A 10,197-nucleotide genomic window follows, 5' to 3' on the forward strand; every position below is an offset into this window, starting at 1 on the left:
GCAGATCGGTGCACAGGCGTGCTTGACAGCCTTCGGAGATGTACGGCATGAGGGACATATCGTCCCCAACTGTCTTAACATAAAGGCAACTTCACCGTCGCGACACCGATATACGGACGCGCCATGCTGAACTGCGTACGGCCGTGCGGGTGCCGTCGACCGGCCGGGGACGCCCAACAGCTCCCCGGCCGGTTCCCGTGAAGGCCGCGGTTGCCGGCCCGCTGCGCCGTCCCCGCCCCGTTACGCCGGCCGGCTCACGCCATGCCCAACGACCGTTTGAGGAAGTCGACCTGGAGCAGCAAGAGGTTCTCGGCGACCTGCTCCTGGGGCGTCATATGGGTCACGCCGGACAGCGGCAGCACCTCGTGCGGGCGGCCGGCGGCCAGCAGCGCGGAGGACAGCCGCAGCGAGTGCGCCACCACGACGTTGTCGTCCGCGAGCCCGTGCACGATCAGCATCGGGCGGTGCGGCAGCGCGGCCCCCGACAGGCCCTCGTCGGTGATCAGCGAGTTCGCCGCGTACACCGCGGGCTCCTCGTCCGGGCGGCCGAGATACCGCTCCTGGTAATGGGTGTCGTACAGCCGCAGATCGGTGACCGGGGCCCCGACCACCGCGGCGTGGAAGACGTCAGGACGGCGCAGCGCACCGAGCGCAGCCAGATAGCCGCCGAACGACCAGCCGCGGATCGCCACCCGCCCCAGATCCAGCGGGAATTGGCCGGCCAGCGCCTGGAGGGCATCGACCTGGTCCTCCAGGGCGACGTCGGCAATCGTCCGGGAGACGGCCTTCTCCCACGCGGGGGAGCGGCCCGGCGTGCCGCGGCCGTCCGCGACGATCACCGCGAACCCCTGGTCGGCGAACCACTGCGAGGTCAGGTACGCGTGGTGCGCCGCGACCACCCGCTGGCCGTGCGGCCCGCCGTAGGGATCCAGCAGCACCGGAAGCGGACCATCTCCCTCCGCGTAGCCGTCCGGCAGCAGCACCGCACACGGAATCTCCCGCTCGCCCGCGCGCACCAGCCGGGGACGCGCGGTGAGTTGCGGCTCCTCGGCGTACGAGCCGATGGCGGCGAGGGGCCGCTCCGTGCCGTCCGCACCCAGCTCGACCACCTCGACCTGGGTTCCGGGCCGCTCCAGGCACGCCTGGGACAACACGGTCACCCGCCCGCCGCGCACCGCGGACGAGACGGTCGGGTACGGGCGCCGTCCGACCCGCTCCCCGCCGTCCGGCCCGCCGCCGTCCCGGTACCGGGCGCGGTAGACCCCGATGTCGTGCATCTCGTCGCCGCTCGCGGAGAAGAGGACATCGTCATCGCCGACGTCCAGGACGGCGCGGACGTGCAACGGCGCTGCGGACAGCGGACGGTCACCGACGAACAGCCGCCGGACATCGCCCTCGTCGGAAATCCGCACCAGCTGCCCGTCCGGCGTCCAGGCCGGTACACCGGGGAACGGCTCGACCCACGTCGCGTCCTCCTCGCTGTGCACCGTGCGGGTCGCGCCGGTCTCCGTGTCGACCGTCAGGTAGTGCTGGGTGCGCTGGTCACGGGACTGCACGAGCAGCAGCGGCGGTCCGGCGGGCGACCAGTGCACCCGCGCGAGATAGGGGAAACGGCCGTGATCCCAGGTGACGTCCGTACGGGAGCCGTCGAGGCCGATCAGGGCGAGGGCGACCTCGGCATTGGCGGTACCCGCCGCCGGGTAGGCGACCTCGGCCGGCGCCCGGTCGGGGTGCGCGGGGTCGGCGATCCACCAGCGCTGCACCGGCGAGGTGTCGACCCGTGCCGCCAGCAGCCGGTCGCTCTGCGGCGACCACCAGAAGCCGCGGTGGCGGCCCATTTCCTCGGCGGCGATGAACTCGGCAAGTCCCCAGGTGACTTCGGGCCCGTCGGGCGAGACCAGCGCACGGTCGCCCGCGGTCCCGCCGTCGCCGCCGTCCGCCGGGGTCACCCGCAGTTCGCCGGCCGCGACGTAGGCGACGTGCCGGCCGTCGGGGGACGGACGGGGGTCCACCACCGGGCCGCGGGCGGGCAGCTCCCGCGCGGTGCCGGCCCGCAGCTCGGAGACGAACAGCCGCCCGGAGAGGGCGAAGGCGGCCAGCTCGACCGCGGCGTCCACGGCGTAGCCGACGACGCCGGCCGAGCCGTCCCGGGTACGTTCGCGGCGGGCCCGCTCCTCGGCGGACAGTTCTTCCTCCGCCCCGGCGAGCAGGGCCCGCGGCTCGGCGGCCGTGAACTCCCGCCCCGCGTCGAGGTCGAGGACCCACAACTGCTGGGTGCGGTCGGTGCCGTCGCCGGATCGGATGAAGACGACGCGGGTGCCGTCCGGGGAGATGGTGTAGCCGCGCGGGGCGCCCAGGGTGAAGCGCTGGGTACGGGCGTGCTGCCGTGGAAAGGGAAGCTGTCCGGTCATGCGCCGAGCCTAGGGTGTGTACGGACGTGAGGGGTCTTGCCGAACCGGTCCGAAGTCGCGCACGCCCGGCCCGAATTCGGCCTCGGGGCGGACGACGGGACGGCGCGCGGACGGACCGCCGAGGGCGGGGCTCACATTGGTCGCACTCGCGAAGATCGCGTGCGCCCCTGTTCTGCTCCCGTGCACCGACATATGCGCGCGCCCGGAAAGTTATGATCCCTTGCGCGTAGTGGGTACGGGGTAAAGAGCCCTAGGCATACCCGGGGAGCGGATTCCGCAGCGGCGGTTCCGCGCCCTCAACTCTGTCCGGTCCGTGCGTACTTGGAGGTGAGCCGCCGTGGCACTCTCGATTTCGGCGGTGGTGCTGCTGGCGATCATCGTCTTCTTGCTGGTCAAGAAGTCCGGGCTGAAGGGCGGGCATGCATTCGTGTGCATGCTGCTGGGCTTCTATCTCGCCAGCTCGTCCGTGGCCCCGACGATCAAGCAGCTGACGACGAACGTCGCCGGGATGCTCGGGGGGATCAAATTCTGAGGTGCGAATTCTGAGGTGCGGCGCGTAGCGCGAGGCGTCCGGTGGCCCGGAGAGGGAGCGGGCCACCGGACGCGCCCGCTCGCGCCCGCTCGCCTGTGCGGGCCCGGCGGGGCGGCTCGTAGGCTGTGGGCATGACCGACCTGCCCGCCCGTTCCCCGCTCCCCTCCGCCCAAGGAAGCGCCGCGCGCCCCGCCGGGGCCCGTCGTCTGCTGCTGGTGCACGCGCACCCGGACGACGAGTCGATCAACAACGGCGTCACGATGGCCAAATACGCGTCCGAAGGCGCCCAGGTCACGCTCGTGACCTGCACCCGCGGTGAAGAGGGCGAGGTCATCCCGCCGGATCTTGCCCACCTCGCGCCCGACCGCGACGACAGCCTCGGCCCGTACCGCGTCGGCGAACTGGCGGCCGCGATGGCGGCCCTGGGCGTCACCGACCACCGCTTCCTGGGCGGGCCGGGCCGCTACCGCGACTCGGGGATGATGGGCGCGCCCCAGAACGACCGTCCCGAGGCGTTCTGGCAGGCGCCGGTCGACGAGGCGGCCGCCCCTCTCGTCGCGGTGATCCGCGAGGTCAGGCCGCAGGTCCTGGTCACGTACGACCCGAACGGTGGATACGGCCACCCCGATCACATCCAGGCGCACCGCGTCGCGATGCGGGCCGCCGAACTCGCCGGTGACGCGGCCTTCAGGCCCGACCTGGGCGCGGCGTATGCGATCGGGAAGATCTACTGGAACTGCAGCCCCCGCTCTGTGGTCGAGGAGGGCTTCGCCCGGCTGCGCGCCGCAGGGCACTCCTTCCCCGGGGTGGCCTCCGTCGACGACGTTCCCGGCGTGGTGCCGGACGCCGACGTCACGGCGTCGATCGAGGGCGACGCCGCGTGGCGGGCGGCGAAGACCGCGGCGATGCGGGCCCATTACACACAGATCGCCGTCGACGGGCCGTTCTTCGCGCTCTCCAACGACCTGGGACAGCCGCTGTTCGGCACCGAGCACTACCACCTGGTGCACGGCACGCCGGGCGCGGCGCCCGGCGCCCGCGAGGACGACCTCTTCGCCGGCACGGCAGCGGACGCGGCCGCCCGCCCCGGCGGCGACCACCGCACGGACGGTGCCGCGAGCGAGGAGGCGGTCCGATGAGCGGGGCGAAGAACGGCGGGGGCGCGGCGAAGAACGGCGGACAACCCGGTGCTTCCCGGGCGCGGGCAGGCGCGGGCGGCGCGGCCGGTGCCCGCACCCCGGGCCCGCCGGGCGGCCCCGGTCCGGCGCAGGTCAGGCCGCTGACCCCGGGCCGGCTCGGGCTCTACGTCCTGCTGCTGGTGCTCGGCGTGCTGGTGGCGCCCGCCGGTGCGCTGGTCCAAGCCGCCTGGTTCCCCGGCGGGTTGCTGCTGGCGCTGCTGGGACTCGGCGGCCTCTTCTACGGGGGCGCCCGCGCGAGCGGCACCGCCGCCGGGGTACTGCTGCCGGGCGCCGCCTGGCTGGTGACCGTATTCCTGCTGCTGAGCGACGAGCGGCCGGAGGGCGACTTCCTGTTCGGCGCGGGGCTCGGCTCGTATCTCTTCCTGCTCGGCGGCATCGCGGTGGCTGTGATCTGTGCCACCGCGGCGCAGTTGCGGGCTACCGGCGCGCGACCGGGCCGAGTTGGCGGATGACGTGGCTCATACCGGGACACAAGCCGCGCCGACCGGGGTGAATGCCCCCGGCATCGGGGGCTCGCCCGCGGTGGCGGTCTTCGTACGCTCTTCGGGCGTCCCTCTGCGGCGGACAGTATGGTGGTGCGCGCCGCCGCGCCGCCCTGGGGGCGCCCCCCGGTCCGAGGCCCGGGATCAACTCTGACGAGCGGCGGAGCCAACCGGGAGAACCTGCTTTGAGTCGTGAATCTGACAGTTCGTCCTCCGGCCTCCAGGGCCGCGGCAATGCCGCGTATCCCTCGGGGACGCCGCCGTACGGCACGCCCCGGGGCGCGGCCGAAGGCGCGGCGGCGCCCGGCGGAGCGGCGGAGCCCGATGAGCCGAAGACCGAGACCACGCTGACGACGCGGATCAAGATCAACATTCCGGGGTCGCGCCCCATCCCGCCGGTCGTCGTGCGTAAGCCCGTCGGTGAGGAGTCCGGCATGAACGGATCGGCTGACAGCCGCGGTTCCGGAGGAAAGCCGGGACCGCTTCCCCGCAGGCCGGACCGGACCGAGCGGACGGGCAGCGTGCCGCGTCCCGAGGCCCCGGCCGACGGTGCGCCCCAGGGCGGAGCGGGCGAGAAGACCAGCGACTGGTTCGCGCCGCGCAAGGGAGCGGCGGGGTCATCCGGCGGGTCATCGACCACCGGCTCGCACCCGGTCCCGCCCGCACCCGGTGCGTCATCGACCACCGGCTCGCACCCGGCGCCGCCCGTACCGGGCGCGCCCGCGGCGCCGCGCGGCTCCGGTGCCACCCCTCCGCCCCGCCCCGACCTGCCGTACTTCTCGGACGGCCGGGAACCCCGGGGCGCAGCGCCGCTCGACGACGGCCAGGACCCGCTGGGCGGCTCTCCGCTCGACGGCGGCCGGGCCTCCCAGGGCGCATCGCCGTTCGACGCCGGAAACCCGGCACCCCGGGGCGGCTCGCCCTTCGACGGCACGGCGCCCCGCGGCGGCTCTCCGTTCGACGGGTCCGCGGGCCCCGGCCCCGACCTCAGCCCGTTCGACGCCCCCGCGGACCGGGGCCCCAGCGGTCCCACCACGGGACCGGCCCCCGGCTCCGGCCCGCTCAACCTCCCGCCCGGCTTCAGCGACCCCGGCACGGGCGACGACACCGCGCAGCTGACCCCGCAGCCCCCTGCGCCCCCGCTGGCCGGACCCGGCAGCGGCGTGGGTGCCGGCGGCGGCATCGCGGGCGGGGTGCCCGGCGGCCCGGCGCCCAAGGGGCCGAAGGGCGGGCCCGGCGCGCCTGACGGCGCCCGTGACCGGCTGTCGGGCGACACCCTCGTCAGCGGCATCCCCAAGGTGCCCGGTACGGACGGCCCCGCGCCCGCCGCGCCCGCGCCCAAGGGGAAGCCCGCGGGCGACAGCGCCGCACCGGCCCCGCGCCCCAAGATCCCCGAGCCGATCAACCCGCCCAAGAAGGGCCGCAGCAAGATCGTGCTGGCCGGTGTCGGCATCGTCGTGCTGGCCGGGCTCGCGTACGGCGCGGGCCTGCTGCTCGACCACGCCGACGTGCCCAACGGCACCACCGCGCTGGGTGTGGACATCGGCGGCATGGCCAAGGAAGACGCCGTCAAGAAGCTCGAAGGGGCCGTCAAGGACCGCCGCCACGAGCCGCTGAAGCTGACCGTCGACGGCAAGGACACGCCCCTCGACCCCCGCAAGGCCGGCCTGGACGTCGACGTCCAGGCGACGGTGCGCAACGCGGCGGGACGGGAGTACAACCCCGTCGCCGTCATCAGCTCGCTCTTCGGCGGCACCCGCGCGGCCAAGCCCGCGATGGTCGTCGACGACGAGAAGCTGGAGAACGCGCTGCAGCAGGTCGCCGGGCCCGCGGGCGCGAGCGAGGACGGCGGGATCACCTTCGAGAACGGCCGGGCGGTGCCGCACTACGGCAAGCCGCACAAGGCGGTCGACGTCGCGGCGTCCAAGACCGAGGTCACCGACGCCTACCGCGACCGGGTCACGTCCGACACCAGCACCCCGGTGGTGCTGGCCGCCGGCACCCAGCAGCCGAAGGTCGGCAAGGACGCGGTGGACAAGGCGCTCAAGCAGTTCGCCGAGCCCGCGATGTCCGGCCTGATCACGGTCCGTACGGACGCTGCGCACGCGGTCTCGTTCAGCCCGCAGAAGTCGATCCCGAAGTTCCTGTCCTTCAAGGTCGCCGAGGGCGGCACGCTCGTGCCGTACTACGACCAGGCGGCCCTGAAGGCGCTCTACGGAGACACCTTCAACGGCGTCCTGCTCACCAAGGGCGACGGCACCAAGAAGCCGGTCGGCCCCAAGGAGGTGGCGAGCGCCGTGCAGCTCGCCCTCCAGGGCAAGACACCGGCCGAGCGGGTGCAGACGATCGGCGCCGACGCGGGCTGAGCCCGTCCGGAAAGCCGTCGGCAGGAAGGCCCCTGGGGAACCCCTAGGGGCCTTCCCCCATGACAGATGTCATCGGGGACCGCGGACAGCTGACACTGCCGCGCGGGCGGCGGCCCCTGGATCCTTGACGCATGACGACGACAGCCACCACCGCAGCCACCGCGCACCGCGCGGCCCCGGCGCCCGTGGTCAGCTTTCAGCAGATCAACAAAAGCTATGGCGCGGTCCGCGCGGTGGCCGACATGAATCTGGAGCTGTACCCGGGCGAAACCGTCGCCCTCCTCGGGCCCAACGGCGCGGGCAAATCCTCCACCCTCGACCTGCTCCTCGGGCTGCGCACCCCGGACTCCGGCAGCCTGACGCTGTTCGGCACCACCCCGCAGCGCGCCATCGAGCAGGGCAAGGTCGGGGCGATGCTGCAGAGCGGCGGCCTGATGGACGGGGTCAAGGTCAGAGAACTGGTCGGCCTCGCCCGCGACCTGCACCCCCGCGCCTACCCGCTCGACCGGATCCTGGAGACCGCGGGGATCACCGACATCGCCGACCGGATGGTCGGCAAGCTCTCCGGCGGCCAGGAACAGCGGGTCAGGTTCGCCCTCGCCACCGCGGGCGCCAACGACCTGATCGTGCTGGACGAGCCGACCACCGGGATGGACGTCTCGGCCCGCCAGACCTTCTGGGGGGCCATGCGCCGGCAGGCCGACGAGGGCCGCACGGTGCTGTTCGCCACGCACTACCTCGAAGAGGCCGACGCCATCGCCGACCGCGTCATCGTGCTGCAGCGCGGCCGGGTGCTCGCCGACGGCACGTCCGCCGAGATCAAGGCGAAGGCCGGCGCCCGCCGGGTCACCTTCGACCTCGACGGCACCATCGACCGCGACACCCTCGGCGCTCTGCCGTTCCTGACCTCCCTGGAGGTCTCGGGACGCACCGTCCGCATCCAGTCCCAGGACGCCGACGCGACCGTGCACGCCGTCTACGGCCTCGGCCTCTACCCGCACAACCTGGAAGTCGCGGGACTCGGCCTGGAGCAGGCGTTCATCGCCCTCACCACGGCATCCGACGCGACCGCCACCACCGCCGAGGAGGCGGCCCGATGACCACCCTGATCAAGCTGGAAATCATCCGCGCGCTGCGCAACAAGAAGTTCATGTTCTTCTCGGTGATCTACCCGCCGGCGCTCTACCTGATCATCGCGGGCGGCGCCGACAGCACCCCGATACCGGGCACGAAGCTGGACATGGGGCTCTACTACATGGTCTCCATGGCCGCGTTCGGCGCCATGACGGCCGTCCTGCTCGGCAACTGCGAGCAGATCGCCAAGGAACGCGAGAAGGGCTGGGTGCGGCAGCTGCGGCTGACCGCGCTGCCCGGACGCGGCTACGTCTCCGCCAAGATCGCCGCGGCGGCCACCGTCAGCCTGCCGTCCATCGTCCTGGTGCTGATCGCGGGCGCGGCCGTCAAGGGCGTACGGCTCGACGCCTGGCAGTGGGCCGCCATCGCCGTCGGCACCTGGCTCGGCAGCTTCGTCTTCGCCGCACTCGGCGTCGCCATCGGCTACCTCGTCTCCGGCGACGCGGTCCGCCCCGTCAGCATGCTCTGCTACTTCGCCCTGGCCTTCTGCGGCGGCCTGTGGATGCCGCTGACGATCCTGCCCCAGTGGGTGCAGAACATCGCCGAGTGGATTCCGACCCACGCGTACGCTGCCCTGGGCACCGCCGTCGAAGCCGGCGGCGCACCGCACATGAAGGACATCGCGATCCTGCTCGGCTACCTGCTGGTCTTCGCCGCCGGCGCGGCCTGGCTGTACCGCAAGGACACCCGGAAGGCATGAGGCCGGTGACGACGAAGAGCGGGCCGAGGGAGCCCCATCCGGTCAGGATGGGGCAGCCGCCCGCCACCCGGCGGCAGGCCGTCGCGAAGGCGATGTGGATCGCCGTCTGGATGCTCTACCTCGCCGGGCCGGTGGCCGAGCTGTTCACCGGTGACGCGTCCGTCGCCGCCCGGGTCCTGGGCGGCACGGGCCTCGCGCTCTTCGTCGTGGCCTACTTCACGCTGGTCTACCGGCACATGTGGCGCCGGGTGACGCTGCCCCCCATCTACGGGGTACTCGGCGTCCTGCTGGTGCTCTCCGCCGTGCTCTCCTGGTTCCTCGGCCCCAGCTGGCTGGTGCTGTTCATCTTCACCTCGGTGGCCTCCGGCATCGTCCTGCCCTGGCAGCACGCCCGCTGGACGGTACCGGCCGCCACCGTCGTGCTGCTCGCCGTCGGCATGCGCTTCGCCGAGATCCGCGGCTACTACCTCTTCGCCTACGGACTCCCGGCGATGGGCAGCGGCTTCACCATGGTCGGCGTGCAGTACCTGATCCGTACGACGAAGGAACTGCGCGCCGCCCGCGAGGAGGTCGCCCGGCTCGCCGCCAACGAGGAACGCCTGCGGCTCGCCCGCGACCTGCACGACCTCCTGGGGCACTCGCTCTCCCTGATCACGCTCAAGAGCGAACTGGCAGGCCGGATGCTGCCGGACAAGCCCGGCGCGGCCGCCTCCCAGGTCGCCGACATCGAACGGGTCAGCAGGCAGGCACTGGTGGACGTGCGGGAAGCCGTCACCGGATATCGCAGGCCCCGGCTGGCCGTCGAGCTGGCCGGGGCCCGTGCCGCGCTGCGCACCGCGGGCATCACCGCAGCCGTCGACGCCGCCCTGGAGGCCGGGCACCACGGCCTCGCGGCCGACGAGGAAGGCGCGCTGGCCTGGGCGCTGCGCGAGTCCGTCACCAACGTCGTACGGCACAGCGGTGCGGGGCGCTGCGAACTGCTGCTGACCGAGGAGTGGGAAGCCGACGAACGCCGCTACCTGTGCCTGACCGTGCTCGACGACGGCGCGGGACCGTCCCGCGTCCAGCACGACGGCAACGGCCTGACCGGGCTGCGCGAGCGCCTCGCCCTGGCCGACGGCCGCCTGGAGACCGGGCCCGCGCCGCGCGGCCGCGGCTTCGCGCTGCGCGCCTTCGTCCCGTTCGCGCCCGGCGGCCGGCAGGCCGGCGCGGACACCGAGCCGGTGGCCTCGCCCGCCCCGCTCAACGGCCCCGCGTAGCCCGGACGTTCTCCGTGCCCTGCGCGGCGTCACCGCGTCCGGACGGCGGGGCGGGACGTCACAGGCACGCCCTGACGACCTGGGAGGCAACAGTCCGCGGCGTCGCGGGGGGCC

Annotated in this window: 8 protein-coding genes; 7 read left to right on the forward strand and 1 reads right to left on the reverse strand. The window is 73.4% G+C overall.

Going from position 1 to position 10,197, the window contains the following annotated elements:
• Window positions 1-254: 254 nt before the first annotated feature.
• The gene (locus LIU39_RS20785; protein ID WP_227048304.1) at window positions 255-2,411 is read right to left on the reverse strand and encodes a S9 family peptidase; all 2,157 of its coding nucleotides are present in this window, start codon (window positions 2,409-2,411) and stop codon (window positions 255-257) included.
• Window positions 2,412-2,748: 337 nt separating this feature from the next.
• Between LIU39_RS20785 and LIU39_RS20790 the strand changes: the two genes are divergently transcribed.
• From LIU39_RS20790 to LIU39_RS20820, 7 genes are all read left to right on the forward strand, one after another.
• Window positions 2,749-2,943: a hypothetical protein gene (locus LIU39_RS20790; RefSeq protein ID WP_227048305.1), complete on the forward strand. Its 195-nt coding sequence runs from the start codon at window positions 2,749-2,751 to the stop codon at window positions 2,941-2,943.
• A 131-nt stretch (window positions 2,944-3,074) separates the two neighbouring features.
• A complete protein-coding gene (gene mshB / locus LIU39_RS20795; RefSeq protein WP_227048306.1) occupies window positions 3,075-4,082 on the forward strand; it encodes an N-acetyl-1-D-myo-inositol-2-amino-2-deoxy-alpha-D-glucopyranoside deacetylase in 1,008 nt (335 codons plus the stop codon).
• Window positions 4,079-4,594: a DUF6113 family protein gene (locus LIU39_RS20800; RefSeq protein WP_227048307.1), complete on the forward strand. Its 516-nt coding sequence runs from the start codon at window positions 4,079-4,081 to the stop codon at window positions 4,592-4,594. The genes mshB and LIU39_RS20800 overlap by 4 nt, the downstream gene beginning before the upstream one ends.
• Window positions 4,595-4,809: 215 nt before the next feature.
• A complete protein-coding gene (locus LIU39_RS20805) occupies window positions 4,810-6,990 on the forward strand; it encodes a hypothetical protein (RefSeq protein ID WP_227048308.1) in 2,181 nt (726 codons plus the stop codon).
• Window positions 6,991-7,121: 131 nt separating this feature from the next.
• Window positions 7,122-8,090 carry an ABC transporter ATP-binding protein gene (locus LIU39_RS20810; protein WP_227048309.1) on the forward strand — a complete coding sequence of 323 codons (969 nt, stop codon included), beginning with the start codon at window positions 7,122-7,124 and terminating at the stop codon, window positions 8,088-8,090.
• Complete coding sequence (locus LIU39_RS20815; RefSeq protein ID WP_227048310.1) at window positions 8,087-8,824, forward strand: ABC transporter permease; 738 nt, start codon at window positions 8,087-8,089, stop codon at window positions 8,822-8,824. Before LIU39_RS20810 ends, LIU39_RS20815 begins: the two co-directional genes overlap by 4 nt.
• 47 nt (window positions 8,825-8,871) lie before the next feature.
• A complete protein-coding gene (locus tag LIU39_RS20820; protein ID WP_227048311.1) occupies window positions 8,872-10,083 on the forward strand; it encodes a sensor histidine kinase in 1,212 nt (403 codons plus the stop codon).
• Window positions 10,084-10,197: the final 114 nt, after the last annotated feature.

The organism is Streptomyces pinistramenti, from assembly GCF_020564935.1.
In the GTDB taxonomy this organism is placed as follows: domain Bacteria; phylum Actinomycetota; class Actinomycetes; order Streptomycetales; family Streptomycetaceae; genus Streptomyces; species Streptomyces pinistramenti.

Bases quoted from the DNA above. Each gene is read 5' to 3' on its own strand.
- LIU39_RS20785 (WP_227048304.1), bottom strand. From the start codon at position 2,411: ATGACCGGACAGCTTCCCTTTCCACGGCAGCACGCCCGTACCCAGCGC.
- mshB (WP_227048306.1), top strand. From the start codon at position 3,075: ATGACCGACCTGCCCGCCCGTTCCCCGCTCCCCTCCGCCCAAGGAAGC.
- LIU39_RS20800 (WP_227048307.1), top strand. From the start codon at position 4,079: ATGAGCGGGGCGAAGAACGGCGGGGGCGCGGCGAAGAACGGCGGACAA.
- LIU39_RS20810 (WP_227048309.1), top strand. From the start codon at position 7,122: ATGACGACGACAGCCACCACCGCAGCCACCGCGCACCGCGCGGCCCCG.
- LIU39_RS20815 (WP_227048310.1), top strand. From the start codon at position 8,087: ATGACCACCCTGATCAAGCTGGAAATCATCCGCGCGCTGCGCAACAAG.
- LIU39_RS20820 (WP_227048311.1), top strand. From the start codon at position 8,872: ATGGGGCAGCCGCCCGCCACCCGGCGGCAGGCCGTCGCGAAGGCGATG.